This window comes from Nocardioides sp. AN3, from assembly GCF_054653495.1.
The window spans coordinates 138,275-163,564 of record NZ_BAAIGC010000010.1 but is presented as its reverse complement, the minus strand read 5'-3'; the positions used below and the strand labels follow the sequence as shown (position 1 = coordinate 163,564).

Below are 25,290 nucleotides of genomic sequence, written 5' to 3'. Positions count from 1 at the left end.
CCATGGTGCCTTGGGTGCCGGGGAGTCGGGCGGCGGGATGGCGGGAGTCGGGGGAGTTGAACGCGCAGTAGTCGACAGCGACTTGGATCTTGCGGACCTGTTCGCGGGCCTCGCGGCGTTGGGCGGCGGTGAAGGCCTCCAACAACTCCCCAGTGGACTCCCACGACCCACCGTCATCATCATCAGGCGGAGGCGGCCATTCCTCGTCAGGCGGCGGGCACTCCTCCTCGAGCGGCGGCACATCCTCGTCACGCGGGACAGGCCAGTCCTCCTCGGCCGGCAGAGGGGAACGGTCCTCAGCGGCCTCATCGGCCTTAGCGGCCTCAGCGCCCGCAGCGGCCTCGGCGTCGTCGGCGGCCTTGTCATGGTCGGGTACGCGATCCGGGTCCTGGGCGCGGTCGGCATCGCGGTCGGCATCGCGGTCGGCATCGCGGTCGGCATCGCGGTCGGCATCGCGGTCGGCATCGCGGTCGAGGTCGGTGTCATGCTCGGGGTGCGGCGCACGATCGCGGCTAGGATCGAAGCCACTCTCCCGATCACGATCGCACTCGGGATCGGGCTCGCCGGCTGGCGGCGGAGGAAGCGGTTCCGAGATCGACATGGAACAAGCCAATCAGAAGCCACCGACAATCTGTTGGGTCGACCGAACGCCTGTGGAACAGGCGAAGACAGTCACCTCTGGCACCGCGAACGTCCCCGGAAGAAGGCTAGGAGCTGGGTCCGACAACATGTCTCGCGCCTGGGCCGGTGCGGGGGACCTTGCTGAGGTGATCAACCGACAGTCGCGGTAGCCGAAACCGTCCGCCTTCGCGATCAGCACGCGCTCTTGGCCGGACCGCTGCGAGCGTGGCGAACCAGCGTGTGATCGCCGAGGCCGTGGGACGTGTCAGCACGGTCTGGATCGGCGATACGACCGGCCGAATCAGCGGCCTCACTCCTGTCGGCCGTCGCGGCGCGTTGATCGTTCCGGCACCCCGTCAGCTCGCCTGTCGTCTGGGACCATCCGGCTGAGTCCGTCGTCGTGGGGCCGTCAGGAGTCGCCTCACGACGGTGACCACGTATCCGGCGAAGGCGAACGGCGGGATGAAGGCAGCTCCTGAATCGAGATCGGACACGGTGGCGAGACCGACCGCGGTGACACCGGCGACCACAAGCCACGCGGTGGCGTCACCGAACACTGCGGCGGCGATGTCGAGGGTCTGCTGCTCGCGATCCATCTGGCTCCGCAAAGGCAGATTCTTGCGTGAGGCAAGCGCGATGGGCGATGCGCCGGATCGAGCCATGCGCCGATGCGCGACGAAGGTAGGCAGGTAGGCGCACGCAGCAGTGCGCATGCGGGAAGCCGCGAGCCGGAAGCCGCGAGCCGGAAGCCGCGAGCCGCGAGCCGGCAGCGACGAGCCGGAAGGGGCAGCGGGAAGATCAGACCTGACCGGATGTGGCGACCAGGACGACATCGGCTCCGACCCCGACGACGGCGGACGTCGCGGAGGGACGCCCTGACCAGCGCGACACCACGGCGTACGTCGGCCTCTATATCGCTGAGGGCGAGACGGGCTGGCCGCCGCAGAGCCCGCGGCGCGTCGACGCGGAGCTGTTGCGCGAGCGCCTGAGCGAGGGCGGGCGCGACCGGGACATGTGAGACCGGCCCGGCATCGGGGCACTGCGAAGCATGAGCACGGACCCCGCACACGCCCGTGGCGCCGTCGACGCGTGGGGTCTGCAGCGCGACTGGGTGGACGCCGACGATCACCCGCAACGGGTCGATGAGGTGACCCTCGACCGCCTTCGCGAGCTCATCGGCACACCGCCGGAGGACCTGGAGGACCGTGCGCCGCTGGTCACGAGACCCGGGCGGCGACTGGGCCTCGGAGCCCTCGAGGTGAGGTGCGAGGACGGCGTCAGGCGGACGATCGAGGACGAGGTGCCCTCGGACTTCCCGCTGGGCTACCACCGCGTCGAGGTCGGTGGTCACGACCGTCTCCTCGTCGTCTCCCCAGGGCGGTGCCATCAGCCCTCCGAGCAGGCGTGGGGTTGGACGGTCCAGCTCTACGCGGTGCGCTCGCAGGACAGCTGGGGCATCGGAGATCTGGGCGACCTGAGGGTCCTGCGTGAGTGGACGGAGCGGCTGGGTGGCGGCTTCCTCCTGGTCAACCCGCTCCATGCGACGGCGCCGACGCTGCCCCAGGAGCCGAGCCCCTACCTGCCGGCGACGCGACGGTTCCTCAGCCCGCTCTACCTTCGCCTGGACCAGGTGACGAGCGATCTGCGGGCCGAGGTCGATCGTCTGCGAAGGGAGTCGACCCTCGACCGCGACACCGTCTGGCGGCTCAAGCGCCGGGCGTTGAAGGCCGCCTGCGATCTCGATGCTCCGGACTTCAGAGCCTGGCGAGGCAAGGCCGCTCGTCCGCTCGAGGACTGGGCGACCTGGTGCGCGCTGGCCGAGGAGCATGGGCCCGACTGGCGGAGCTGGCCGGAGGAGCTCCGACGTCCGGACGGCCCGGCCGTGGCGGCGTACGCTCGCACCCACGCCGCCCGGGTCGACTTCCATGCCTGGCTCCAGTGGCTGCTTGACCATCAGCTGCGAGAGGCCAGCGGCGAGCTGACGCTCATCCAGGACCTCCCGATCGGCGTGGCCGGCGGTGGAGCCGACGCCTGGGCGTGGCAGCATGTTCTGGCCCACGGCGTCAGCGTCGGCGCCCCGCCGGACATGATGAACTCGACCGGTCAGGACTGGGGCTCTCCGCCGTTCGTGCCATGGCGGTTGCGCGCCGACGAGTATGCACCCTTCATCGAGTCCGTGCGTGCCACGATCGCGGGAGCAGGCGGACTGCGCATCGACCACGTGATGGGGCTGTTCCGCCTCTGGTGGATCCCGGAGGGCTCAGCACCGACGGAAGGCGCCTACGTCCGCTACCCGGCCGACGACCTTCTCGACATCGTGGCGCTGGAGTCGCATCGAGCGGGCGCCGTCGTGGTCGGTGAGGACCTCGGGACCGTCGAGCCGGGCGTCCGCGAGGCGCTGGCCGAGCGCGGCATCCTGTCCTACCGCGTCCTGTGGTTCGAGGACGAGGATCCCGCCGAATGGCCGCGGGAGGCGCTGGCAGCCGTCACGACCCACGACCTTCCCACCGTCGCCGGTCTGTGGAGCGGAGCGGACGCGGAGGAGCAGGCTGCGACGACCGGGATGACGGAGGACGACATCGCGGCGGGCCGCGAGGAGCTGCTGGGACGGCTCCGACGCACCGGTCTTGCGGCTGAGGCGTCCGTCGACCAGGCGATCAGGACGGCCTACGAGCAGCTCGCGAAGGCGCCCTCGTTGCTGCTCGCCGCCTCCCTCGACGATGCCGTGGGCGCGCAGCGGCGCCCCAACATTCCCGGCACGACCGACCGCGACAACTGGCGCATCCCGCTGCCCCTTCCGCTTGAGCAGCTCCTCGAGGATCCCGGCGTTCGTGAGCTCGCCCGGCTCCTCGCGGACCACGCGGAGCGGTGAGCTGTCCGGCGGTGCCAGGACGCCCGATCTGGACCGGGCGCCCACGGCGCGGTCCCACGGTCAGGCTGAAGCCTCGTCCGCCCCGGTGCCCGCCTGCCACCGTCGCAACCGCGCCGCACGCAGACTGCTGTGCTGCTGGTCGGCGCCGACGACGGAGACGAGCTGCGCGGCAGGCATCGGGCGGTGCATGAGATAGCCCTGCGCGCAGACGTCAGCGGTGTCGTCGCCGAGGGCGTCGAGCTGGGTCCCGCGCTCGATGCCCTCGACCACGACGCCGAAGCCGAGCGTGCGGCCCATGGCGATGACCGAGAGGAGCAGCGCGGAGGAGCGCTGGTCGACGTCGATGTCCTGAGAGAGCGAGGCGTCTGCCTTGATGTAGTGCACCGGCAGGTCGTGCAGATAGCTGATCGAGGAGAACCCGACGCCGAAGTCGTCGATCGCGAGCTGAGCGCCCGCCGCACAGATCCCGTCCATCGTGGCAAGCACGCTCGGGTCCAGGTCGATGCCCTGCCGCTCGGTGATCTCCAGGACGAGCGTGACGTCCGCGAGCGCAGCGACCGTCCGGCGGACGACGTCGAGGAAGGTCGGCTCATGGAGCTGGCGTGCCGAGATGTTGACGGACAGGCTGAACGGTCCGGCGACCATGCTGCGCAGGTGGACGGCATCGGCCGCGACCCTCGCAAGCACCCGCTCGCCGAGGTCGACGATCAGTCCCGCGTCCTCGGCTGCGGGGATGAAGACGTTCGGCGGCACGGCAGCCCCTCGGCGGCTCCATCGAGCGAGCGCCTCGGCCCCGACGACCCGGCCGGTGTCCAGGCTGACGATCGGCTGATAGGCGACGTCGATGTCGCCTCGTGTCAGCGCGTGCCGCAGGTCGTCGACGAGCTCGAGACGCTCCAGCCGGGACAGGCCCATCGTGTCGGCGTACTCCTCGACCTGGCCCTTGCCCGCCATCTTGGAGGCATACATCGCCAGGTCGGCCTTGCGCAGGAGGCCTGTTGCGGTGTCGCCGAGGGCCGCGAAGGCGATGCCGGCGCTGGCGCCGATGGACATCGTGTGCTCGTCGACGGACAGCTCCTCACGGAGGGCGGCAAGGATGTCGTCGCAGACGACCTCGACCTCGAGGGGCCCGCGGTTCTCGAACAGCACGGCGAACTCGTCGCCGCCGAGCCGGGCGACGGTGCCCCACGCGCCGACGGACTCCCGAAGCCGTCCCGCGAGCGCGACGAGCACCTTGTCGCCGGCCTCGTGGCCGAAGCGGTCGTTGACGGGCTTGAAGTCGTCGAGGTCGATGAACAGGAGCGCGACCGGGTGCTGGCCGGTCGTGGACGAGCCCAGCGCCTCGGTCACACGGTCGAGCAGGATGCCGCGGTTGGGCAGGTCGGTCAGCGGGTCGTGCCGAGCGATGTGCACCATCTCGTCGGTGAGGTCGAGGCGCGAGAGTGCCTCGGCGGCCACGGCCGCGAGCGCCCGCAGGGCCTGCTCGTCAGCGGCGGACGTCGAGCGCGCGCGGTCGAGGGCCTTGGCGACCAGCCACAGGGGCTCGTCGCCGCCCTGGACCTCCGCGCCGATCTCCGAGCGACCCGGCGGGGTCGGGCGCACGGCCACGTGCGAGAGCCGGAGCAGCCGGCGGGCGTCCTCGACCAGCGCGTCCTCCACCTCGCGACGTGTGGCGAGAGTCTGCGCCCGCATGGCGGCGTCGAAGAGCGCACTGAGACGGCGGGCGTTCTCCTGCCCGCGGGTGACGGCGCGCGTCGCCACGAGGAGTGTCACGAGTGGCACGCACAGCAGGCTCAGGCTCCACCACGGAGCCGTCCGGTGGACGATCGCCGCCAGGTAGCCCAGCGTGTCGAACGGGACGAAGCACGCGATCGCCACGAACGTCTCGCGTTGCACGAGATGGCGGCTGAAGCGGCCGCCGCTGCTGATCGTCACCGAGACCGCCGAGAGCAGCAGGTCGGTCGCGAAGTACGCCGTGGCGGCCAGCGCGACGCCCACGAGCTCTCGCATGTCCCCGGCGCCCTCGCCGCGCACGGTGGTGAGGATGAGAGCCGCGAGGGCGCCTGCCACGATCCCGACGCCGATGTTGAACAGCTTCGGCGAGAGGCGCTTGTCGGCGGTCAGCTGGGTGGCGAGCACGCCGAGCGACCAGACGACGAGCGCGTCCGGCGTCGGCAGCGTGCAGAGCATGAACATGAGGATCGTCGAGTCGAACCCGACCTCGATCCCGCCGCTGCCGGCTCGGTCGAAGACGATCGGAAACCGTGCGACGACGACGATCAGGATGACGCCGCCGACGCTCATCGCCGCCGGGACCGTGTGTGCGTTGATCCGCGCGACCACCGTCGCGAGCACCGCGATCGCGAGTCCCGCGCCACAGATCGCCGCATTGAACAGCCAGCCGAGCGTCGCTCGCGGCTGAGCAGGCAGCACGGTCATGGGGCCCCGATCTCTTCCGCGACTGTTCGCAGCCATGATCGCGTGCACGCCGCGCAGGAGCCGGCCGTTCGGCGGAGGTTCGCCCGAACGGACCATCGGCACCGGAGGTGGTCTAGCCCGATCGGGCCACCCCGACAACCGGGGTCCGGCACAATCTCAGGCCGGGAAGGGCACCCCGGTCTTCGCGTGGCACCGATACCCGTGGGGGACCCGGTCGAGGTACTGCTGGTGGTAGGGCTCGGCGGGGTAGTACACCGGCGCCTCGCGCACCTCGGTGGTGATCGGGTCGAACCCGCGACGCGCCAGCTCCTCGCCGTACACCTTGGTCAGCTCGAGTGCCGTCTGCTCCTGCTCCGGGGTCGTGTAGTAGATCGCCGAGCGGTACTGCGTGCCGACGTCGTTGCCCTGGCGCATGCCTTGGGTCGGGTCGTGGACCTCGAAGAAGGTCTTCACGAGGTCGGCGTAGGAGACCACCGACGGGTCGAAGACGATGCGGATCGCCTCCGTGTGGTTGGTGCGCCCGCTGCACACCTCCTCGTACGTCGGGTGGGGTGACGTGCCGCCCTGGTAGCCGACGGAGGTCGAGTAGACGCCTGGCTTCTGCCAGTAGATCTCTTCGGCGCCCCAGAAGCAGCCGAGACCGAAGTAGGCGACCTCGAACCCCTCGGGCGTCGTGCCGTCGCCCGGAGTCGCGTCGAGAGCGGTGCCGAGCACACGGTGCCGGGCCGGCAGGTCCCACATCGGGGCGTCATGGCCGGGAAGGGTCTGCTCGGGGGAGAAGAGGGTCTTCGGACGACCGAACATGGTGGTCCTCCTTCACGAGGGTCTGGTGGTGGCATCCATCCAACACCGTGGGACACGCAGAAGTTCCCGCTCGCTAGGCTCGTCGACGTGACCCAGGAGCACCGAACTGAATCAGACCTGAAGGGGTCAGGCTTCGAGACCCTGGCCATCCACGCCGGCTACGAGCCGGACCCGACGACGGGGGCGGTGAACCCGCCGATCGTCGCCTCCAGCACCTACAAGCAGGACGGTGTCGGTGGACTCCGCGGCGGCTACGAGTACAGCCGCTCGGCGAACCCGACCCGCACAGCCCTCGAGGGGGCGATCGCCGCCGTCGAGCAGGGTGAGCGCGGGTTCGCCTTCGCGAGCGGGCTGGCCGCCGAGGACACGATCCTGCGGAGCCTGCTCGAGGCCGGGGACCACCTCGTCTTCCCGGACGACGCGTACGGCGGCACGTTCCGTCTCGTCGACAAGGTCGCGCGCCCCTGGGGCTTGGAGTACACGCCCACGTCGATCCACGACGTCGCGTCCGTCGCCGAGGCGATCAGGCCGGGCCGGACCAGGATGGTCTGGGTCGAGACGCCGACCAACCCGCTGCTCAACATCGCCGACATCGCCGCGATCGCCAACCTGGCCCACGCCGCCGGTGCGCTGTTGGTCGTGGACAACACCTTCGCCTCGCCCTACCTCCAGCAGCCGCTGACGCTGGGCGCCGACATCGTCGTGCACTCGACCACCAAGTACGTCGGCGGGCACTCCGACGTCGTCGGGGGAGCGGTCGTCGTGCGCGACCTCGACCTCGCCGCCAAGATCGGGTTCCACCAGAACGCGATCGGTGGCGTCGCGGGCCCGTTCGACGCCTATCTGACCCACCGCGGCCTCAAGACGCTGGCCGTGCGGATGGACCGGCACTGTGACAACGCCGAGCGCGTCGTCGACTTCCTCGTCAACGACTCGCGCGTCTCAGAGGTGTTCTACCCCGGACTCGCGAGCCACCCCGGCCACCAGGTCGCGTCGCGCCAGATGAAGAGGTACGGCGGCATGATCTCCTTCCGCGTCGCTGGTGGTGAGAGCAAGGCGCTCGACGTGTGCGAGCGGGCCGAGGTCTTCACCCTCGGCGAGTCGCTGGGCGGTGTCGAGTCGCTCATCGAGCATCCGGGCCGCATGACGCACGCCAGCGTCGCCGGCACCGAGCTCGAGGTCCCCGCCGACCTCATCCGGCTGAGCGTCGGCATCGAGACGGCCGACGATCTCGTGCGCGATCTCGACCGAGCGCTGGGCTAGCGAACGGGTAGCGCCGGCGAGCGCCGCGGCGCTGACAGGGGATGTCCCCACCACGCCCTAGTCTCGGGACATGACGGACGAGAACCCGAGGCGCCGGCCCGCCCGCACGGCGCAACCGGAGCCGACTGAGCCGCCGGTCCCCCCGGCGGACGAGGCCCGGTTCGCCGCGCGGCTCCTCCACCAGTGGAGCCAGCTCCGTGAGGAGCGCCAGGCGCAGCTCGCGGTGCCCGTCGCGGTGGCGACGCCGATCGAGCGCGCGCCGGCGGTCCCGTCGGGCGTCGAGCTCGCCGCGCAGTGGGCGTGGCGCTTCCTGGTGATCGCCATTGCGGGCTACTTCCTGGTGCGCGCGCTGGGCTACCTCGAGCTCGTCGTGATCCCGCTGGTGGTGGCGATGCTCATCGCCGCCCTCGTCGTCCCGCTGGTGGTGGCCCTGCAGCGTGCCGGCCTTCCGCGGGGTGTCTCGTCGTTCCTGGTGGTCATCGGGGGGCTCGTCTTCGTCGCGGCGCTGTTGACGTTCGCCGGCCAGCAGGTCGCCAACGGCGCCAATGACCTGGCCGACCAGACGGTCAAGGGCCTCGGTGAGATCAAGGACTGGCTCAAGAACGGGCCGCTCCATGCCAGCGACAGCCAGATCAACAACTACATCGACCGTGTCCAGAAGGCGATCACCGACCGCACGACCAGCGGCGGCAACGTCGTCGGTCGTGTCGGCGAGGTCGGCACCGCCCTCTCGCACGTCTTCGCGGGCATCTTCATCACGCTCTTCGCGACGTACTTCTTCCTCGCCGACGGCGATCGGATCTGGGCGTGGCTGGTGCGGATCGCCCCGCGGGCCGCTCGCGGGCGGGTGGACGGCTCCGGCCGGGTCGCCTGGATCTCGCTCACCCAGTTCGTGCGCGCCACGGTGATCGTGGCGGCGGTCGACGCGATCGGCGTGATGATCGTCGCGGCCGTCCTGCGGGTGCCGTTCGTGGCCGCGATCGGCGTGCTGGTGTTCCTGGGCGCTTTCGTGCCGCTCATCGGCGCGACCCTGGCCGGCAGCGTGGCGGTCCTCGTCGCGCTCGTCGACCAGGGCCCGGTGACCGCGCTGCTCATGCTCGGCGGCGTCATCCTCGTCCAGCAGCTCGAGGCGCACGGTCTGCAGCCGTTCCTCCTCGGGCGATGGGTCTCGGTCCACCCACTGGCGGTGATCGTCGCGATCGCCACCGGCGTGCTGGTGGCCGGCATCGCCGGCGCCCTGGTCGCCGTCCCGTTGGCGGCGGCCCTCAACGCGGTGGTGCAGCACCTGGCGGCGGAGACGACGGTCGGCGCCGACCCGGAGGAGGAGCTCGCCGAGGACTACGCCGAGGACGTCGACGCGACGGACGCGGAGGTCCCCGACGTCCCCGAGGACAGTGGGCAGGAGGACGGCTCGTGAGCGTCGAGGAGGGCACCGTCACCCTGGCCGACATCGAGGCCGCCCGCGACCTGCTGTCCGATGTCGCCGTCGAGACGCCCGTCCAGGGCGCTCGGTGGCTCGAGGCGCTGACCGGCGCGCCGGTGCGGTTCAAGTGCGAGAACCTCCAGCGCACCGGCTCGTTCAAGTCCCGCGGGGCCTACGTCCGCATCGCGCGGCTGAGCCCGGAGGAGCGTGCCCGCGGGGTCGTTGCCGCGAGCGCGGGCAACCACGCGCAGGGCGTCGCGCTCGCCGCCCAGCGGCTCGGCATCCCCGCGACGGTCTTCATGCCCGAGGGCGCCCCGATCCCGAAGGAGAAGGCGACCCGAAGCTACGGGGCGACGGTCGTGTTCGAAGGCCGCTACCTGGAGGACAGCCTCGCGGCTGCGCGCCGGTTCGCTGAGGAGACCGGCGCCGTCCTCATCCATCCGTTCGACCACGTCGACATCGTGGCGGGCCAGGGCAGCGTCGGCCTCGAGATCCTGGAGCAGGTGCCGGACGTGCGCACGGTCGTCGTGCCCACCGGTGGCGGCGGACTTCTCGCTGGGATCGCGCTCGCCATCAAGGCGAAGAACCCGAGCGTGCGGCTCGTCGGCGTCCAGGCCGAGGGGGCGGCCGCCTTCCCCGGCTCGCTGGCCGAGGGCCGGCCGCTGGCGCTGCCGTCGATGAAGACGATGGCCGACGGCATCGCAGTCGGCCTGCCCGGGGACATCACCTTCGCGGCTGTGCGTGACAACGTCGACGAGATCCGGACCGTCTCCGAGGAGTCCCTCTCCCGGGCCCTGCTCGGCGTCCTGGAGCGGGCCAAGCTCGTCGTCGAGCCCGCCGGAGCCGCCGGTGTGGCGGCGGTGCTCGACGACCCGGCGGGGTTCCCCGGCCCGACGGTGATCGTGCTCTCCGGCGGCAACATCGACCCGCTGCTGCTCAACAAGGTGATCCGGCACGGTCTCGCCTCGGCGGGGCGGTTCGTCACGCTGCGTCTCGTCATCCCCGATCTGCCCGGCGGGCTGGCGGAGCTCCTCGCGGAGGTCGGGGGAGCCGGGGCCAACGTGCTCGAGGTCGCGCATGCACGCACCAGCCCGACCCTGAGTCTCGACGAGGTCGAGGTCCTGCTGCAGCTCGAGACCCGCGGCGAGCCCCATGCGGTCCAGCTCGTGGATCGACTCCGCACCCGCGGCTACCGGGTCGAGCTCAGCTGAGCCGGCAGCGTCCCGGCAGCGTCCCGCCTCGCGCCCACCTGCGTCTCGACCACAGGCTTGCTAGACTCAGACGTTCTGACAGTCCGCTGGGCCGTCGAGAGAGGATGGCCCGCCGACCGAAGTCACTCGAGGCGATCGTGTCTTCTCCCGTCGCCCCCAGCATTCCGATTCCCGCAGTGCGAGCCGCCCAGCGGCTCACCGATCCACCGAGGAGTACCCCTCATGACGCAGCAGACCGACACCGCCGGCGCGAGCACAGTGTGGTTGGCGAAGTCCGCCTACGACCAGCTGGCCGCTCAGCTGGAGGACATGAAGGGTCCGCAGCGCCAGGCGATCGTCGCCGAGATCAGCGCGGCCCGCGACGAGGGTGATCTCAAGGAGAACGGCGGCTACCACGCCGCGCGCGAGGCGCAGGGCCGGCTCGAGGGCGAGATCCAGGCCCTCGAGGCCCTCCTGCGCACCGCCGACACCACCGAGCCCGCGGACGACGGCATCGTGGCCGCCGGCAAGGTCGTCACGTACAAGTACGACGGCGATGCGGACGACGAGGCGGAGACGTTCCTCTTCGGCGCGATCGAGATGAAGCAGTTCTACGACGGTGACGTCTTCAGCCCGCAGGCGCCGATCGGCCGCGCGCTGCTCGGCCACAAGGCCGGTGAGACGGTCGAGTTCACCGGCCCGACCGGCCGTGCCATCAAGGTGCAGGTCCTCAGCGCGGAGCTCTTCAAGGGCTGATCGTCGCTACCGCGCGTCGTTCTGGTCGGCGGTGGTGCATCCGATCTTCTCGACCGACGTCGCGAGGCGCTCGGTCCTGATCGAGACGTCGTTGCGGCCGTTGCTCGGCACGAAGGACTTGTCCCCGACGATGGTGTGGTCCTCGGCGTAGGCCCGCAGCAGGCACCGGGGGCTCTTGGCGCCGGATCGGAGATCGACCTCGAGCCGCGCGTCGACCGTGTGGTCGTCCACGACCTTCCAGGTCGACAGGTCCGAGGTGACCTGCGGCGTGGAGTGCACGTAGACGGCCCACGCCAGCCAGATCGCCAGCAGGAACGGCACCAGGACCCCGACGGCGAGGAACACCTTCGGCCAGACCGAGGAGTGTGCGGCGTACCGCTCGGCGATGCGCGGATCCTGCTGAGTCACCCGCTCACTCTCCCACCTAGGATCAGACCATGCCCGACCACCCCCGAGCCGCAGCCTGGGCTGGGCTGCGGCTCATGCACGTCCACGCCCACCCCGACGACGAGTCGAGCAAGGGCGCGGCGAGCACGGCGATGTATGTCGCCAACGGTGTGGACGTCCACGTGGTCACCTGCACGGGCGGTGAGCGGGGCTCGATCCTCAATCCGAAGATGGACCGGCCCGGCATCCTGGAGAACATCCACGAGATCCGCCGCCAGGAGATGGAGCGCGCGCGCGACATCCTGGGGGTGACGCAGGACTGGCTGGGGTTCGTCGACTCCGGCTGGCCCGAGGGAGATCCACGCCCGCCGCTCCCCGAGGGCTGCTTCGGGCTGGTGCCGGTCGAGGAGGCGGCGGTGCCGCTGGTGCGGCTGATCCGGTCGCTGCGTCCGCACGTCCTCACGACGTACGACGAGCGGGGCGGCTACCCGCACCCCGACCACGTGATGTGCCACCAGGTCAGCGTGTTCGCCTTCGACAAGGCGTCCGACCCGACGTGGCACCCGGAGCTGGGGGAGGCGTGGCAGGTCCTCAAGCTCTACTACCACCACGGCTTCAACCGGCCGAAGACCCTGGCTCTCCACGAGGCGATGCTCGAGCACGGCCTGGAGTCGCCCTACGCGCAGCGCCTCGAGGACTGGAAGCCCGAGCCCGAGTGGGACGCCCGGATCACGACTCGGGTGCCGTGCTCTGAGTTCTTCGGCGTGCGCGACCAGGCCCTGCTGGCCCACGCCACGCAGATCGACCCCGACAGCGCCTGGTTCGCGATCCCGCACGAGATCCAGGCCAAGGTGTGGCCCACCGAGGACTTCGAGCTCGTCACGAGCCACGTCGAGACCACCGTGCCGGAGGACGACCTGTTCGCCGGCATCACCGCGAAGGAACACCCATGAACACCCTGATCAGCACGCTTGTCACCACCTGGGCGACCGAGGGCCCGAAGCCGGCCGATGTGAAGGCCGGCTGGACCGCCTTCGCCGTCTTCCTCCTGCTGCTCGCCGCAGTGGCGCTGCTGGGCTGGAGCCTGTCCCGCCAGCTCAAGAAGGCCCAGCGCAACAAGGAGGCCGGCATCCTGCCCTCGTCGAAGGACGAGCGGCGAGGCCACGCGCCCCGGGGCTGAAGAGGGGCCGAACAGGACTGAGTCAGGGCTGGATCAGGACCGGCGCACCACCCGCACGAGGCAGTCCCACGCGACCAGGTCGTCCTCCTGGCGGTGGCCCGGCTCGGCGACGGGTCGCGCGACCCGCTCGGCACGCACGACGTCGTAGGCCGCCCCCGACTCTGCGCACACGGCGTCGAGGTCCTCCAGGATGTCCTCGGCGGTCATGAGCACGTCGGGGTCCTGCGGGCCGCCCGTGCCCTCGGTCAGGTTGGTCGAGTCGTGTCCGACCACGAGGAGCGTCCCACCCACGCGCAGCGACGAGAACGCGTTGCCCACCGCCGCGCGCCGCTCCTCGACGGGCAGGTGGAGGTAGGCCTCGACGACGAGGTCGACCGGCTCCGGCACCCGCCAGGTCGTGGCGTCGGCGCAGACCCACTCGATCGCCAGGTCGCCGGCGACGGCGCGGCCCTTGTCGAGGGCGACCTGCGAGAAGTCCACGGCGGTCACCCGCCACCCGAGTCGGGCCAGGTGAAGCGCGTTGCGCCCCTCGCCGGCGGCGAGGTCGACGGCGCGTCCGGGCGCCAGGTCAGCGACCTCCGCGGCGACGAAGCGATTCGGCTCGGCCGACCAGACCAGCTCCGTCGCGGCGTACCGCTCGTTCCACCCGCTGGCGTCCATGGCGGTCACGCTACCGCCGCCCCGGGTTCGCCGGCGACGGGGTCGCCATGCGAGAATGGGCTGCGCAGGGAGGGGAGTATTCCTTCGCGACGGCGTCGTCAGGACGGCCCGCTTCTCGGAGCGGACCCGGTGCCGTCGGCCCACCGTTCATGAGTGGGTGGAAGAGACCTCCGGAGTTCCGTCACGCACTCCGGAGGAGACACATCTCATGAACGCTCTCTACGGCGACTCGGTCGCCTCGCCGACCGTCTGGGCGATCACCACCGTCGTCCTCGTCGGCGTCATCGCGTTGGACATCTTCGTCATCGCGCGCCGCCCTCACGAGCCGTCGATGGCCGAGGTGACCCGTCACCTCGGCATGTTCATCGGGCTGGCGGTGCTCTTCGGGATCGGTCTTGCCGTCTTCGCCGAGCCGCACGCGCTGTCGCCGAACCCATCCGCCGAGTTCTTCGCCGGCTGGCTGACCGAGTACTCGCTCTCGGTCGACAACCTCTTCATCTTCATCATCATCATGGCGAAGTTCGGGGTGCCCCGGCAGTATCAGCAGACGGCGCTGCTGATCGGGATCGTGATCGCGCTCGTGATGCGCGGGATCTTCATCCTCGTCGGCGCGGCCGCCATCAACCAGTTCAGCTGGATCTTCTACCTCTTCGGTCTCTTCCTGGTCTACACCGCCGTGAAGCTGGCCCGGGAGGGCGGCGAGGACGAGGACGAGTACGAGGAGAACCGGCTCGTCCGCTTCGCGGAGACACACCTGCCCGCCACCACCCAGTGGCACGGGACGCACCTCCTGACGAAGGTCGGCGGGTCGCGCCTGCTGACGCCGATGTTCTTCGTGGTGCTCACCCTCGGCACGACCGACCTGCTCTTCGCGCTCGACTCCATCCCGGCGATCTACGGTCTGACGAAGGACCCCTACATCGTCTTCACGGCGAACCTGTTTGCACTGATGGGCCTGCGTCAGCTCTACTTCCTCATCGGCGGTCTGCTCGAGCGGCTCATCTACCTGTCCTACGGGCTGGCGTTCCTGCTCGGCTTCATCGGGCTGAAGCTCATCCTGCACGCCCTGCACGAGAACGAGCTGCCCTTCATCAACGGCGGCCACCCCGTGCACTGGGCGCCCGACATCCCCATCTGGCTCTCGCTCGTGGTCATCGTCGGCACGCTCGCCGTCACCACAGTCGCCAGCCTCGTCGGCTCGCGGCGCATGTCCGACGCCGAGCGCGACGCCGTCACGGGCCCCCGTCGGGAGTGGCACCGCGACTGACACCCGACTGACCGGGGTGGGTGCCGGTGGACCATGAGGGCGGGGGCGCGGGGCCGGCCTGACATGTCTGCGACACGTCCGGGTACCGGGGCCGGTCGGGCAGCGTGGTGCTCTCTGGCATAATTCGGAACGGCTCAAGAAGTCGGGCCTCCGAACATGTCGCCGTCCCCAGCGGCGGCTGTCGTTGCGCTGCCGCGCACCGGAGATCGCCCGCGTGGTCGCTCCGCGCTCGGTGAAGCGCGCACTTCGGTGGAACGACATGCTCCTGTTCCAATGAGGAGGACCCCTTGCACGACTGCGACGGCGCCCGAGGTGCGGCTCGGTGACCCAGCCGCTTCCTCTCGACGAGTCCGCCACGGCCTTCCAGGCTCTGGCCGACCTGGTCTACCAGGCCGACTCCTTCGCCGAGGTCTACGACGCCATCTGCCGGACTGCGCTCGAGGCCGTCCCGGGCTGCGACCACGCCGCCGTCACCACGATGCGGGCCGGCGAGAAGCCCGTGTGCGAGGCCGCCACCGACGAGATCGCGCGCAGGATCGACGAGCTGGAGCGTGAGACCGGCGAGGGCCCCTGCCTCGACGCGATCCTGACCCAGAGCTTCGAGTGCGAGCCGGACATCACCGCGGGGTCCGCGTGGCCCCGACTCGCCGAGCGGGTGCTGGCCGAGACTCCCGTCCGCGGCATGGTCGGCTACCGGATCCTCGTCGGCGACCGGAAGGCCGGCGCGCTCAACCTGTTCTCCGACACCCCGGGGGCGCTGACACCGGAGACCGCCAGCGTCGGCGCCATCGTGGCGTCCTTCGCCTCGGTCGCACTGGCCGCGGCGGCGGAGCACGCCAGCGCGCAGAGCCTGCGTGAGGCACTCGACAGCAACCGGGAGATCGGCAAGGCGATCGGGCTCCTCATGGCCACCGAGGGCATCGGCGACGAGGAGGCCTTCGGCAAGCTGCGCGAGGCGTCCAGCAAGCTGAACCTGCGCCTCTCCCTCGTCGCCCGTCGTCTGGTGGACCACCACAATGGCGATGCAGACTCCGTCCAGCGCTAGCGCCACGGCGTCGGTATCCCGCAGGCCCGTCTACGTGGTGGTGGCCAGCCATCGCGAACTCGTCGCCCGGGGACTGGTCTCGATGCTCGCCGACCATCCGGAGGAGGTGCTCGTCAGCGTCGCGGCGAGCCTTCGCGCGGTGAGCGCAGGGGTCGACGTCGTCCTCTACGACCTGGCGCTGCTCGACGACTCCGGTCCGACACCGCTGCGGGACGTGATCGCCAGCGCTGAGGGCCGTGTGATCGGCATCGCGGAGGCGTCCGACGGCGTGCACCAGAGCCTGGCCGAGCAGTTCGGGGTGGCGGGCTGCGTGCCGACGGAGGTGCACGGCGGCGACCTGCTCTTCGCGATCGCCACGGTCGCGGCAGGCAGGCGGCTGCCCCCACGGGTGGAGGCACGTGGCCCCTTCACGCGGCGTGAGGCCGAGATCATGGGACTGATCGCTCAGGGTCTCTCGAACGAGGAGATCGCGCGCCGCCTGGTGATCAGCGCCAACACGCTGAAGAGCCACATCCGGCAGGCCTACCGCAAGATCGGAGTCGCGACCCGCGCACAGGCCGTGGCCTGGGTGACGCAACGGGGACTCGGGTGAGCGCCGGCTGACTCACTCGGTGCTCATTCCGGAGACCCGACGGGGGTACCGCCGCCCCATGACGTCCTCGACGGGCCTGCTCCCGACCTCGGTGCATCCCACGCCGGTGCCTCCTGACCCGGCTGCTGCCACGGCCGACGATGGGGAGGGGTTCCGCGACTGCCGCGGACACTGGCACTCCTGGAACGGCGAGGAGGACTGATGCACCTGCCCAAGCCCCGGGGGCCCCTCAGCGAGCGGGTGGTCGGCTCGCTGGCCTCGGCAGACCCGCAGGCTCTCACCTCTCCGCCCGAGACGGACGGCGCCGAGGACGCGGCGATCGCCCTGTGGTGTCTCTACGAGCTCTCCTACCGTGGGTTCGACGAGGTCGATGACCGCCTGGAGTGGGCCCCGGACCTGCTCAGGCTGCGCCGGGAGCTCGAGGAGGACCTGGAGGCACGGCTGCGATCGCGCTGGAGCGGCCCGCCGTCGTACGACGGGGACTTCGCCTCTGCCTTCTTCGCCGCCGTCGAGGGGCATGAGGGCCCCTCCCTGGCACGGTTCGTCCAGCGCAAGGCCACGGCCGACCAGGTCATGGAGCTGCTCCAGGCCCGGTCGGTCTACCACCTGAAGGAGTCCGACCCGGTCGCCTTCAGCGTGCCACGCCTTCCCGTCGCCGCGCGGGCCGCGCTCATGGAGCTGCAGTACGACGAGTACGGCGGTGGTCGCCCCGAGCGACTGCACGCGCATCTGTTCGCCGAGGGCACGGCGGCGGTCGGTCTCGACCCGTCCGAGGGCGCGTACGTCGACCAGGCGCCCGTGCCGGTGCTCGAGCAGAACAACGCGATGAGCCTGTTCGGCCTCCATCGCCGACTGCGTGGCGCCTCGGTCGGTCACCTCGCTGCCTTCGAGGCGACCAGCTCGGGGCCGTGCCGACGGATGGCGCAGGGCCTGGCCCGCCTCGACATGGCGCCCGAGATGCGGGCCTACTACGAGGAGCACGTCGAGGCGGATGCCGTGCACGAGCAGCTCGCGGTTCGGATGATCTGCCAGGCGCTCATCGAGGCGGAGCCCGAGACGGAGGCCGACGTCTGGCTCGGCGCCTTCACCTGCCTCGACACCGAGGACCGGGTGGCGCACTTCTACCTCGACCGGTGGGGAGTGGAGGCGTGAGCGCGACCACCACGCCCGACGTCGTCATCTGCCCGGGCGGCCCGCTGCTGCTCCGCGGCGAGCACGTCGTCCGTGACGAGGACGGCACGGAGCACGAGACCACCCGGCCGATCTCGGCGGTGTGCCGGTGCGGCCGGTCGGCGACGAAGCCGTGGTGCGACGGCACGCACAAGCTCATCCCCGAGAAGCTGCGTCCCTGAGCCACCCGCCAGCCGCCCCGCGTAGCCTGGCCGCGAGGCGAGCGGGTCGCGTCGAGCTGGAGGTGACGATGGGCGAGGTGACGGCGCGCCCCCTCGAGCTGGCCGACTTCGCCGCGGTCGTCCGCCGTGCGCACGCGCTCGCCCAGCAGGGCGGACGCCGAGTCCTCGGCGTCGCGGGCCCCCCGGGCGCGGGCAAGACGACCTTGGCGGTCGCCCTCGTGCGTGAGCTCAACGCCTCGGCACCTGACGGTCGCGACTGGGTCTGCCACGTGCCGATGGACGGCTTCCACCTCGCCGACGTCGAGCTGAGTCGCCTGGGTCGGCTCGACCGCAAGGGAGCGCCGGACACCTTCGACGCCGACGGCTACGCGGCCCTGTTGCGACGGGTCCGGTCCGCGCCCGACCACGAGACGGTGTACGCCCCGGCGTTCGACCGGGACATCGAGCAGCCGGTCGCGGGCGCCATCCCTGTGCCGCCCGAGTGTCGACTCGTCGTCACCGAGGGCAACTACCTGCTGCTCGACGAGCGGGGCTGGCGTCATGCCAGGGCGGCCGTCGACGAGGTGTGGTTCTGCGACCTCGACGACGAGGAGCGCCGTCGGCGGCTCGTCGAGCGGCACGTGCGCTTCGGGAAGTCCCGCGTCGACGCCGAGGCCTGGGTCGACGGCGTCGACGCGTCGAACGCGGTCGCGGTCCGCACGACCCGCCCTGCCGCAGACCTCGTGGTGGCCCCGTCGGCCGTCGACGAGGCACGCCGCCGTTGAGCGCTGGTTGTCGGCTGCGGAGCCGCCACTGTCGGCGGCCTCTGCCACGATGGGGACATGGCCGACCGTCCCGACGTCCCGCCCGAGTGGGTCCGCCGCGTGGGTGAGGTGCTGCAGCGCTTCCCGGAGTGCGTCGAGCAGGACGCCTGGACCGGTGTCTCGTGGCGGGTCGGCCAGGCGACGGTGGCCCACGTGTTCGGCGGGGAGGACCAGCTGTTCCGGATCGTCTTCCGTGCCGAGCCCGACGAGGTCATGGCGTTCGAGCATCTGGGTGCGCCGTACTTCCGCGCCTCCTGGGGGCAGAACGTCGTCGGCCTGCTGCTCGACGACGACACCGACTGGGAGGAGCTGGCCGAGCTGCTCACCGACTCCTACTGCCTGCAGGCGCCCGACCGCCTCGCGAGCCGGGTGTCGCGTCCGGCGTGAGGCATGCTGGCGACGAGTGGGTACTGTGCCGCTACTCTGCCTCGGAGCGGGTTGAGACGCAGCCCGGTCCGGCACAGAGCGCCGTGCGTCGGGGATGGCGGTGGTGTTGTCGGTGTTGTCGGTGGAACGGTCGAGCGTGCGGCTCGTCGGGAGGTGTGGTGGAACGGCTTCGGGGAAGCGTGTCGAGCGGTGGCACGCACCTGGCTGTCGAGCTGGACTTCGTGCCGACCGCGGTGCCGCTGGCTCGGTCGATCGTGCGTCGGCACGCGGGCGACTCCTCACCGCGCGTCCGCGCCGACGCGGAGCTGCTGACCTCCGAGGTCGTCAGCAACGCCGTGATGCACGGCGCCCCGCCGTTGCGCCTCGCCGTCCTCGGCGTCGGCGATGATCTCGTCGTCCGCATCAGTGACGGCAGCAGCGTCGTCCCCACCGTCCGATCCGGTGCGCTGAGCCTCGATGCCGTCGGCGGGCGGGGCCTGCGGATCGTCGCCGACCTCGCCTTCGCGTGGGGCGTCGACGTCGATCAGGACGATGATGGCAAGACCGTGTGGTTCCGAGTGACCGCGGAGACCACCGGGAGACACAACAACCCCACGCAACAGCATCGAACGCAGGAGACAGACCTATGGATCTGAGCATCACTCGCAAGGACGGGAAGCTGGCGCTCGTCGGCTCGGTCGACCTCGTCAGCCGGCAGAGCCTCGTCGACGCGGGGAAGGAGGTCCTGGACGACGGCGAGCCGCTCGCCCTCGACCTCGCCGGGGTCGACTTCATGGACTCGGTGGGCATCGGCGCCCTGGTCGAGCTGAGCAAGGCGGCCGCCTCGCGCGGCCAGCGCTTCACCGTCGCCGAGGTCTCCCCGGTCGTCGGGCGCATCCTGCAGGTGACCGGTCTCGACGGCGCATGGACCGCAGAGGGCACCGCCGCCGACAGCCAGGGTTGATCGTCGCCGCTGTCAGGCCTCAACCAGCAAGCCGGCCGTGGAGGAGCCTGACGATCGGCCAGGCCCCGTCCGACCAGTTCGACATCACGGTGTAGGTCAAGGACGCCGAGGGCCGATGCAGGCTGGTGAACGACACGCCGGCGTCGTACCCCTCCAGCCACACGGCGTCGCTCGCGGCGTGCAGGTGGAACCCGAGGCCGTAGCGCCTGTTCTCCTCGGGCCAGTCACTGCGCGGTCGGACCATCTCGGCGAGCCGCTCGAGCGACACGATGCGGCCGGCGAACAGCGCGTCCCAGAAGGCGCTGAGATCAGCCGCGGTCGAGTAGATCCCTCCGTCGCCACTGCCCAGCACGGGAAGATGGAAGACGTTCGTCCGCCGTCCGCCGGCTGTCAGATAGCCGAGAGCGGCGCGGCCCGGGAGCTCATCGGAGCGCAGGAACGCCGTGTCGACCATGCCCGCCGGCTCGCACACCGTGGTGCGCACCAGATCGGCGAACGCGACGCCGCTCGCCCGCTCCGCCACGAGTGCCAGCACGACGTAGCCACCGTTGTTGTAGGCGAAGTGCGCCCCCGCGGGGGACACCGTCTCGTGCCCCTCGAGCACCGGCAGATACTGCTCCGTGCTCGCGAGCGTGTGCACGGAGACGGGCATCACATAGTCGGTGATGTCGCCAATGGCGTCCTCGCCGAGGTAGTCGCCGATCCCGGATCGATGCGCCAGAAGATGCTCGATCGTCACGTCGCCAGCGATCAGCGGCAGATCGTCGCCGAGGAGCGAGCGGGCGGTCGTGCCGAGGCCGAGCACCCCCTCCTCGACCAGACTCATCACCGCGAGAGCCGTCAAGCCCTTCGTGCCGCTCGCCGTCGCGAACTGCGTCTCGAGGGTGTTCGCGACCCCATGCGCGCGGTCAGCGAGCCCGTAGGCGGCGGACAGCTCGGTCTCCCCGGCGCGATCGACACGGACCACGCCCGCGAAGCCGATGTGCTCTGCAGCGGCGTCCACCTCGTCCGCGAGTGACATGACGACGAACCTAGCCTCGCGATGCTCCGCCGGTCACGCCTCGCGCTCTTCTGGCCCTGTGCGGCTCCAGGGGCTGCCAGACTCAGGCGCATGAACGGCAGCACGCAGTCGGCGGATCGACAGAGCAACGCCTACGAGCTGTTCATCCTGGTGCTGACGGTCTACTCGCTCGCCATCATGGCTGCGGTCCTGCTGCCGACTCTGTCGACGCCGACGCTCGATCTGCTCGCCTTCTACGACAACGTCATCTGTGTGGTGTTCCTCCTCGACTTCGCGCTGCGCATGAAGCGCGCCGAGTCGAAGGCGGCGTACTTCTTCCGAGGGCGCGGCTGGCTGGACCTGCTCGGGTCCATCCCGAGCTTCGGCTTCTTCCGCTTCACCGTCCTGCTGCGGTTGGCACGCCTGAGCCGGCTCGCCCGCATCAGCCGCCTCTTCCGGAGACAACGCAAGGAGGACCTCGTCCGCGACGTCCTGGCGAACCGGGGCCAGTACGCCGTCCTCGTGACGATGCTCACCGCGTTGCTGGTGCTCACCGTCTCGGGCGTGATGGTGCTCCAGTTCGAGAGCCACTCCTCCGACGCCAACATCAAGACCGGAGGCGAGGCGCTGTGGTGGTCCATCGTCACGCTCACCACCGTCGGATACGGCGACTACTACCCGACGAGCTTCGGTGGCCGGATCGTGGCCACCTTCGTGATGGGCGTGGGCATCGGGATCATCGCCTCGCTCGCCAGCATCCTCGCTCGCGTGATGATCCCGACCGGTGACGACGACGATCCGGCCGAGCTCGACGCCGTCTCGCGTCAGCTCGAGGCGCTGCGGCTCGAGATCGAGCTGCTCCGTCGCGAGCTCGGCCCGCGGCGTTCTGAGGAGGCGGACCCCGACGGGGGAGTCGCCGACTGACGTGACGCCATGCTGGGCCTGGGTCCGCGCTCATTCGAGCGCGACGGGCTCCAAGGTCCACGCGATCTGGCCGGACTCCTCGCCTGCCGACAGGGCCGTCTTCGCCCACGTGTCGAGCGGGGCGAACGTCGTGAGCCAGTCCTTGATGAGGCGGTCGGCCTCCTCCTCGCCGTAGTGAGCGGGGAGCAGCACACCCAGCTCCCAGTCCTCCTCGAGGGTCCCGCCCTCCAGCAGGAAGACATAGGTCACCACGTCGTCTGCCGGCCCCGTCGCGCGCATCACCCGCCACCGACCGTCGAGGTCAGGGCGCTGAGCGCGGACGGCAGGGACGACGGTCTCGACGAGGAACCGCTCGAAGTCGTGAGCGCGGTCGGATCGCACCGGATTGAGTCCCAGGTGCAGCTGCTCGGTCATGGGGTCCTCCTGACTACCCTCGTGCATGGACGGGTCGAGGTCACCAGCGTGAACCTGCAGGGGGACGGCGTCCACCCTTCGGTCAGCCCGGCGCTCCGATGACCGGCGGCGGCGTTCGCGGCGGCGTTCGCGGCGCTGGGCTCGTCGTAGCCGCACGGACCAGCCCGGCTCGCGGTAGAGCGGGATGATCTCCATCTCTATCGGCACGCAGACGCGGGTCCGATCGACCACGTCTCCACTCTAGTCCTGACGCCGCTTCGCGTCGGTTCGACCGCCGCCGGCTTCGACGGTGCCCTCACATGTCGGTCGCGCGGGGGTGGCGTGGCTCGTAGAGCGCCACCTCGCCCCCGCCCGGCAGCCGGAACCGGGTGAGCCGTCCCCATCGTTCCTCGCTGATGTCCCCGCTGAACTCCACCCCCTTGGCCTGCAGGTGGAGCATCGTCGCCTCCAGGTCGTCGCACATGAAGAAGAGCTCGTGTGCGGGTGGACCGTCCGTGGGGTGGAACGCCACCTCCGACGGAGGCAGCTTGAAGATCAGCCATCCGCCGCCGGCGTCGACATGCGGTTGCTCGAGCACGTCCACGAAGAAGGCGCGGTCGGCTTCGGGGTCACGACTGAACAGCACCACATGGCTTCCGTTGATCACGTGAGGACCGTACGCCGTGCTGCGTCCGGTCGGGCCCTACCGGTTGGTGGCGTCCTCCGCTAACGTCGGCAGCACGCACCGCGCCGCAACCTGAGCAGTGGGTTGTCTGCCTCATAGCTCCATGGCTCGCGGGTATCTGGTGGCCTGTCAGGAGGGTCCCGATGGCGTCCGTTCCCTCGCCCGTGCGGCACCCCGTGGCGCCGCTGGCCGGCGGACTCTTCCTTGCGGCGTGGGTCGCCGTGGACGTCTGGGGAGACGTCCAGGTCAGCGGGCTGTTCTGTCTGTCGGCAATCGCGGTCGCGGTGAGCGGATCGGTTCGGTGGACGTTGGTCACCTCGGCCGCGGCCGTCACGTCGGCTGCCGCGTCGGGTCTGTGGCACGACAACCTCGGATCGGCGGCATGGCTGGTGAGACTGACCGGGTGCGTGATCGGCTGCGTCGCGGCGACAGCGGGGGCGTGGCACCTGGAGCGCGACCGGCGCGTGATGCGGCACACGACCTCGCTCGCCCACGGCCTGCTGGACGCTCTTGCGGTCGAGCTGACCGGCGCCCGCACGGTCAAGGAGGTGGCGACGGGCTTCGTGACCCGAGCCGCGGACCGTCTTGGTGCCAGCTCCGGCATGGTGTTCGTCCTCGACGACGACCGCGTGATGCGCTCAGTGGTCTGGATCGGACGCAGCGGGCCGCAGGCCGACCGCTATGCGGAGTTCCCGATCGACGCCGACCTTCCGGGGGCCGTGGCGGCGCGAGAGCGCACCGCCAGGCACTACCCGGAGCGAGCGGCGATCGAGACCGAGTTTCCTCAGCTGCGGGGCTACTACCCCGACGACCGAAGCCTCCACGTCCTGCCGCTGGTCCATCACGAGACGGTGATCGGGCTGCTCGCCCTGACCTTCCCGGTCGGTGCGATCACCACCTCCGAGGAGGAGGGTCTGCTCGTCTCGCTCAGTGGCACGCTGTCGACGGCACTGATCCGAGCTCGCGAGCTGGAGGTGGCCGACGCTGCGGCTCAACGCACGCAGCTGCTGTCCGAGGCATCCGTGTCGCTGTCGCGCAGCCTCGACTTCGACAGCACCCTCGCCGAGGCGTGCCGCCTCCTCGTGCCCCGGTTCGCCGACTGGTGCGTCATCGACGAGCTCGAGGACGGCCAGCTGGTCACGGTCGCGCTCAAGCACCGCGACCCCGAGACGACGGCCTGGGCCGAGTCCATGCGGGGTGTCTTCCCTGTCGACATGGGCGCGGCCTCCGGTGCTCCTGCCGTCGTTCGCACCGGCCGGTCCGAGCTCCACCGCTACATCCCACGCGAGCTCGTCGATGCGGCCGCGACCAGCGAGGTGCACGGCGAGGTCCTGCGCCGGCTGGGACTGGTCAGCGCGGTCATTGCGCCGATGTGTGGGCGGGAGGGGACGGTGATCGGTGCGGTCAGCCTCGCTCACGCCGAGTCTGGTCGCCGATACACGTCCGAGGACCTGCAGTTCCTCGAGGACCTGGCCAACCGCATCGGGCTGGCCCTGGACACCGCCACCACCTTCCGCCAGCAGACCAAGCTTCTCACCGACGTCACCGCGATCGCCGAGGCAGCCCAGCGCGCCATCCTCGCGCCACTCCCCGCCCGCATCGGCCCGATCACCCTGTCTGCTCGCTATGTCAGCGCCGCCGAGGAGGCACATGTGGGCGGCGACCTCTACGAGGTCGTCCTCGCCTTCGACCGGACCCGGTTCCTGATCGGCGACGTCTGCGGCAAAGGACTTCCCGCCGTACGCACCGCCACGATCGTGATGGGTGAGTTCCGTGCCGCCGCGACCCAGGAGCCCGACCTCACCACCTTGGCCAAGCGGCTCGACCAGCAGCTGCGACCCTGGCTCGACGACAAGACCTTCGTGACAGCCTGCCTGGTCGACATCAGCCCAGACGGTGCCTACGAGGCGGTCTCCTGTGGACACCCGCCGCCCTTCCACATCTCTGGCGGCGGCTGGCAGCCCGTGCTGCTCGACCCGGCACCTCCGTTGGGCCTGAGCTATGCCCCCACGCCGGCTCTGGGAGAGCTCCGGCGGGGCGACCGCCTGTTGCTCTACACCGACGGACTCCTCGAGGCGCGCCTGCCCACGCCCGACCGGCAGTTCTTCGACCCGAACACCATCCAGGCACTCGCAGCGCACGAATCGTTCGACCGCGTGCTCGACACGATCTTGCACCGGCTCCGCGCCAGCACCTCCCAACAGCTCCGAGACGACCTCGCACTCCTCCTCATCGGCTACGAGCCGCCGGGTCCTCCGGTGCCGGCAACGGCACCGACAAGCGCGTGAGAGGTTGACCCTCGCC

29 protein-coding genes are annotated in these 25,290 nt (G+C 70.6%); 20 read left to right on the top strand and 9 right to left on the bottom strand.

Annotation, left to right across the window (positions count from 1 at the left end):
* On the bottom strand, positions 1 to 601 hold a 601-nt coding region (locus tag ACYQ1K_RS13580), incomplete at its 3' end, for a hypothetical protein (protein WP_459983549.1).
* A gap of 376 nt (positions 602 to 977) precedes the next feature.
* A complete protein-coding gene (locus ACYQ1K_RS13575; RefSeq protein WP_459983546.1) occupies positions 978 to 1,217 on the bottom strand; it encodes a hypothetical protein in 240 nt (79 codons plus the stop codon).
* A 218-nt stretch (positions 1,218 to 1,435) separates the two neighbouring features.
* On the opposite strand from ACYQ1K_RS13575, the gene ACYQ1K_RS13570 reads away from it, so the two are divergent.
* Both ACYQ1K_RS13570 and malQ read left to right on the top strand, forming a co-directional pair.
* A complete protein-coding gene (locus tag ACYQ1K_RS13570) occupies positions 1,436 to 1,639 on the top strand; it encodes a hypothetical protein (protein ID WP_459983545.1) in 204 nt (67 codons plus the stop codon).
* A gap of 30 nt (positions 1,640 to 1,669) precedes the next feature.
* Positions 1,670 to 3,493 (top strand): 4-alpha-glucanotransferase, encoded by a 1,824-nt coding sequence (gene malQ, locus ACYQ1K_RS13565; RefSeq protein WP_459983544.1) that lies wholly within the window; start codon positions 1,670 to 1,672, stop codon positions 3,491 to 3,493.
* Positions 3,494 to 3,553: 60 nt separating this feature from the next.
* On the opposite strand, the gene ACYQ1K_RS13560 is transcribed toward malQ, so the two are convergent.
* Together ACYQ1K_RS13560 and msrA are read right to left on the bottom strand one after the other, a co-directional pair.
* On the bottom strand, positions 3,554 to 5,932 hold the full coding sequence (locus ACYQ1K_RS13560) for a putative bifunctional diguanylate cyclase/phosphodiesterase (RefSeq protein WP_459983543.1): 2,379 nt from the start codon (positions 5,930 to 5,932) through the stop codon (positions 3,554 to 3,556).
* A gap of 156 nt (positions 5,933 to 6,088) precedes the next feature.
* A complete protein-coding gene (msrA, locus tag ACYQ1K_RS13555) occupies positions 6,089 to 6,736 on the bottom strand; it encodes a peptide-methionine (S)-S-oxide reductase MsrA (RefSeq protein WP_459983542.1) in 648 nt (215 codons plus the stop codon).
* Between the two features lie 87 nt (positions 6,737 to 6,823).
* On the opposite strand from msrA, the gene ACYQ1K_RS13550 reads away from it, so the two are divergent.
* From ACYQ1K_RS13550 to greA, 4 genes are all read left to right on the top strand, one after another.
* Positions 6,824 to 7,999, top strand: coding sequence for a cystathionine gamma-synthase (locus ACYQ1K_RS13550; protein WP_459983541.1), 1,176 nt, complete (start codon positions 6,824 to 6,826; stop codon positions 7,997 to 7,999).
* Positions 8,000 to 8,069: 70 nt separating this feature from the next.
* Complete coding sequence (locus ACYQ1K_RS13545) at positions 8,070 to 9,416, top strand: AI-2E family transporter (protein WP_459983540.1); 1,347 nt, start codon at positions 8,070 to 8,072, stop codon at positions 9,414 to 9,416.
* The gene (ilvA, locus tag ACYQ1K_RS13540; RefSeq protein WP_459983538.1) at positions 9,413 to 10,633 is read left to right on the top strand and encodes a threonine ammonia-lyase; all 1,221 of its coding nucleotides are present in this window, start codon (positions 9,413 to 9,415) and stop codon (positions 10,631 to 10,633) included. The genes ACYQ1K_RS13545 and ilvA overlap by 4 nt, the downstream gene beginning before the upstream one ends.
* Positions 10,634 to 10,855: 222 nt before the next feature.
* Entirely contained in the window at positions 10,856 to 11,368 is a 513-nt protein-coding gene (gene greA / locus ACYQ1K_RS13535) for a transcription elongation factor GreA (protein WP_459983536.1), read from the top strand.
* 6 nt (positions 11,369 to 11,374) lie between these two features.
* On the opposite strand, the gene ACYQ1K_RS13530 is transcribed toward greA, so the two are convergent.
* Positions 11,375 to 11,776 carry a DUF4307 domain-containing protein gene (locus ACYQ1K_RS13530; protein ID WP_459983534.1) on the bottom strand — a complete coding sequence of 134 codons (402 nt, stop codon included), beginning with the start codon at positions 11,774 to 11,776 and terminating at the stop codon, positions 11,375 to 11,377.
* A gap of 29 nt (positions 11,777 to 11,805) precedes the next feature.
* Here ACYQ1K_RS13530 and mca point away from each other — a divergent pair, with 29 nt between their 5' ends.
* Positions 11,806 to 12,708: a mycothiol conjugate amidase Mca gene (gene mca, locus ACYQ1K_RS13525; RefSeq protein ID WP_459983532.1), complete on the top strand. Its 903-nt coding sequence runs from the start codon at positions 11,806 to 11,808 to the stop codon at positions 12,706 to 12,708.
* A complete protein-coding gene (locus ACYQ1K_RS13520) occupies positions 12,705 to 12,935 on the top strand; it encodes a hypothetical protein (RefSeq protein ID WP_459983528.1) in 231 nt (76 codons plus the stop codon). Before mca ends, ACYQ1K_RS13520 begins: the two co-directional genes overlap by 4 nt.
* A gap of 33 nt (positions 12,936 to 12,968) precedes the next feature.
* Here the strand turns inward: ACYQ1K_RS13520 and ACYQ1K_RS13515 are convergent, their stop codons facing one another.
* Entirely contained in the window at positions 12,969 to 13,595 is a 627-nt protein-coding gene (locus ACYQ1K_RS13515; RefSeq protein ID WP_459983526.1) for a class I SAM-dependent methyltransferase, read from the bottom strand.
* A 208-nt stretch (positions 13,596 to 13,803) separates the two neighbouring features.
* Between ACYQ1K_RS13515 and ACYQ1K_RS13510 the strand changes: the two genes are divergently transcribed.
* From ACYQ1K_RS13510 to ACYQ1K_RS13465, 10 genes are all read left to right on the top strand, one after another.
* Entirely contained in the window at positions 13,804 to 14,862 is a 1,059-nt protein-coding gene (locus tag ACYQ1K_RS13510; RefSeq protein ID WP_459983525.1) for a TerC family protein, read from the top strand.
* 322 nt (positions 14,863 to 15,184) lie between these two features.
* Entirely contained in the window at positions 15,185 to 15,907 is a 723-nt protein-coding gene (locus tag ACYQ1K_RS13505) for a GAF and ANTAR domain-containing protein (RefSeq protein ID WP_459983524.1), read from the top strand.
* Positions 15,885 to 16,499 (top strand): helix-turn-helix transcriptional regulator, encoded by a 615-nt coding sequence (locus tag ACYQ1K_RS13500; RefSeq protein WP_459983522.1) that lies wholly within the window; start codon positions 15,885 to 15,887, stop codon positions 16,497 to 16,499. The genes ACYQ1K_RS13505 and ACYQ1K_RS13500 overlap by 23 nt, the downstream gene beginning before the upstream one ends.
* Positions 16,500 to 16,557: 58 nt before the next feature.
* Entirely contained in the window at positions 16,558 to 16,701 is a 144-nt protein-coding gene (locus ACYQ1K_RS13495) for a hypothetical protein (protein ID WP_459983521.1), read from the top strand.
* Positions 16,701 to 17,651 carry an iron-containing redox enzyme family protein gene (locus tag ACYQ1K_RS13490; protein WP_459983520.1) on the top strand — a complete coding sequence of 317 codons (951 nt, stop codon included), beginning with the start codon at positions 16,701 to 16,703 and terminating at the stop codon, positions 17,649 to 17,651. Before ACYQ1K_RS13495 ends, ACYQ1K_RS13490 begins: the two co-directional genes overlap by 1 nt.
* A complete protein-coding gene (locus tag ACYQ1K_RS13485; RefSeq protein WP_459983519.1) occupies positions 17,648 to 17,851 on the top strand; it encodes a CDGSH iron-sulfur domain-containing protein in 204 nt (67 codons plus the stop codon). The genes ACYQ1K_RS13490 and ACYQ1K_RS13485 overlap by 4 nt, the downstream gene beginning before the upstream one ends.
* Before the next feature lie 68 nt (positions 17,852 to 17,919).
* The gene (locus tag ACYQ1K_RS13480; protein WP_459983517.1) at positions 17,920 to 18,615 is read left to right on the top strand and encodes a nucleoside/nucleotide kinase family protein; all 696 of its coding nucleotides are present in this window, start codon (positions 17,920 to 17,922) and stop codon (positions 18,613 to 18,615) included.
* A gap of 57 nt (positions 18,616 to 18,672) precedes the next feature.
* Complete coding sequence (locus ACYQ1K_RS13475; protein ID WP_459983515.1) at positions 18,673 to 19,041, top strand: MmcQ/YjbR family DNA-binding protein; 369 nt, start codon at positions 18,673 to 18,675, stop codon at positions 19,039 to 19,041.
* A gap of 158 nt (positions 19,042 to 19,199) precedes the next feature.
* Complete coding sequence (locus ACYQ1K_RS13470) at positions 19,200 to 19,676, top strand: ATP-binding protein (RefSeq protein WP_459983513.1); 477 nt, start codon at positions 19,200 to 19,202, stop codon at positions 19,674 to 19,676.
* Positions 19,667 to 19,984: an STAS domain-containing protein gene (locus ACYQ1K_RS13465; RefSeq protein ID WP_459983511.1), complete on the top strand. Its 318-nt coding sequence runs from the start codon at positions 19,667 to 19,669 to the stop codon at positions 19,982 to 19,984. Before ACYQ1K_RS13470 ends, ACYQ1K_RS13465 begins: the two co-directional genes overlap by 10 nt.
* Before the next feature lie 19 nt (positions 19,985 to 20,003).
* On the opposite strand, the gene ACYQ1K_RS13460 is transcribed toward ACYQ1K_RS13465, so the two are convergent.
* Positions 20,004 to 21,005, bottom strand: a complete 1,002-nt coding sequence (locus tag ACYQ1K_RS13460) for a serine hydrolase domain-containing protein (RefSeq protein ID WP_459983510.1) — start codon at positions 21,003 to 21,005, stop codon at positions 20,004 to 20,006.
* A gap of 90 nt (positions 21,006 to 21,095) precedes the next feature.
* On the opposite strand from ACYQ1K_RS13460, the gene ACYQ1K_RS13455 reads away from it, so the two are divergent.
* Positions 21,096 to 21,908: a potassium channel family protein gene (locus tag ACYQ1K_RS13455; protein WP_459983509.1), complete on the top strand. Its 813-nt coding sequence runs from the start codon at positions 21,096 to 21,098 to the stop codon at positions 21,906 to 21,908.
* A 30-nt stretch (positions 21,909 to 21,938) separates the two neighbouring features.
* Here ACYQ1K_RS13455 and ACYQ1K_RS13450 read toward each other — a convergent pair whose 3' ends face one another.
* A complete protein-coding gene (locus ACYQ1K_RS13450) occupies positions 21,939 to 22,553 on the bottom strand; it encodes a hypothetical protein (RefSeq protein WP_459983507.1) in 615 nt (204 codons plus the stop codon).
* A gap of 64 nt (positions 22,554 to 22,617) precedes the next feature.
* Positions 22,618 to 22,968 carry a VOC family protein gene (locus ACYQ1K_RS13445; RefSeq protein WP_459983506.1) on the bottom strand — a complete coding sequence of 117 codons (351 nt, stop codon included), beginning with the start codon at positions 22,966 to 22,968 and terminating at the stop codon, positions 22,618 to 22,620.
* 161 nt (positions 22,969 to 23,129) lie between these two features.
* Between ACYQ1K_RS13445 and ACYQ1K_RS13440 the strand changes: the two genes are divergently transcribed.
* Positions 23,130 to 25,274 carry a SpoIIE family protein phosphatase gene (locus tag ACYQ1K_RS13440; protein ID WP_459983505.1) on the top strand — a complete coding sequence of 715 codons (2,145 nt, stop codon included), beginning with the start codon at positions 23,130 to 23,132 and terminating at the stop codon, positions 25,272 to 25,274.
* Positions 25,275 to 25,290 lie beyond the last annotated feature (16 nt).

Bases quoted from the DNA above. Each gene is read 5' to 3' on its own strand.
- ACYQ1K_RS13575 (WP_459983546.1), bottom strand. From the start codon at position 1,217: ATGGATCGCGAGCAGCAGACCCTCGACATCGCCGCCGCAGTGTTCGGT.
- ACYQ1K_RS13515 (WP_459983526.1), bottom strand. From the start codon at position 13,595: ATGGACGCCAGCGGGTGGAACGAGCGGTACGCCGCGACGGAGCTGGTC.
- ACYQ1K_RS13495 (WP_459983521.1), top strand. From the start codon at position 16,558: ATGACGTCCTCGACGGGCCTGCTCCCGACCTCGGTGCATCCCACGCCG.
- ACYQ1K_RS13500 (WP_459983522.1), top strand. From the start codon at position 15,885: ATGCAGACTCCGTCCAGCGCTAGCGCCACGGCGTCGGTATCCCGCAGG.
- msrA (WP_459983542.1), bottom strand. From the start codon at position 6,736: ATGTTCGGTCGTCCGAAGACCCTCTTCTCCCCCGAGCAGACCCTTCCC.
- ACYQ1K_RS13480 (WP_459983517.1), top strand. From the start codon at position 17,920: ATGGGCGAGGTGACGGCGCGCCCCCTCGAGCTGGCCGACTTCGCCGCG.
- mca (WP_459983532.1), top strand. From the start codon at position 11,806: ATGCCCGACCACCCCCGAGCCGCAGCCTGGGCTGGGCTGCGGCTCATG.
- malQ (WP_459983544.1), top strand. From the start codon at position 1,670: ATGAGCACGGACCCCGCACACGCCCGTGGCGCCGTCGACGCGTGGGGT.
- ACYQ1K_RS13465 (WP_459983511.1), top strand. From the start codon at position 19,667: ATGGATCTGAGCATCACTCGCAAGGACGGGAAGCTGGCGCTCGTCGGC.
- greA (WP_459983536.1), top strand. From the start codon at position 10,856: ATGACGCAGCAGACCGACACCGCCGGCGCGAGCACAGTGTGGTTGGCG.
- ACYQ1K_RS13545 (WP_459983540.1), top strand. From the start codon at position 8,070: ATGACGGACGAGAACCCGAGGCGCCGGCCCGCCCGCACGGCGCAACCG.
- ACYQ1K_RS13460 (WP_459983510.1), bottom strand. From the start codon at position 21,005: ATGTCACTCGCGGACGAGGTGGACGCCGCTGCAGAGCACATCGGCTTC.
- ACYQ1K_RS13440 (WP_459983505.1), top strand. From the start codon at position 23,130: ATGGCGTCCGTTCCCTCGCCCGTGCGGCACCCCGTGGCGCCGCTGGCC.
- ACYQ1K_RS13455 (WP_459983509.1), top strand. From the start codon at position 21,096: ATGAACGGCAGCACGCAGTCGGCGGATCGACAGAGCAACGCCTACGAG.
- ACYQ1K_RS13475 (WP_459983515.1), top strand. From the start codon at position 18,673: ATGGCCGACCGTCCCGACGTCCCGCCCGAGTGGGTCCGCCGCGTGGGT.
- ACYQ1K_RS13520 (WP_459983528.1), top strand. From the start codon at position 12,705: ATGAACACCCTGATCAGCACGCTTGTCACCACCTGGGCGACCGAGGGC.
- ACYQ1K_RS13510 (WP_459983525.1), top strand. From the start codon at position 13,804: ATGAACGCTCTCTACGGCGACTCGGTCGCCTCGCCGACCGTCTGGGCG.
- ACYQ1K_RS13490 (WP_459983520.1), top strand. From the start codon at position 16,701: ATGCACCTGCCCAAGCCCCGGGGGCCCCTCAGCGAGCGGGTGGTCGGC.
- ACYQ1K_RS13560 (WP_459983543.1), bottom strand. From the start codon at position 5,932: ATGACCGTGCTGCCTGCTCAGCCGCGAGCGACGCTCGGCTGGCTGTTC.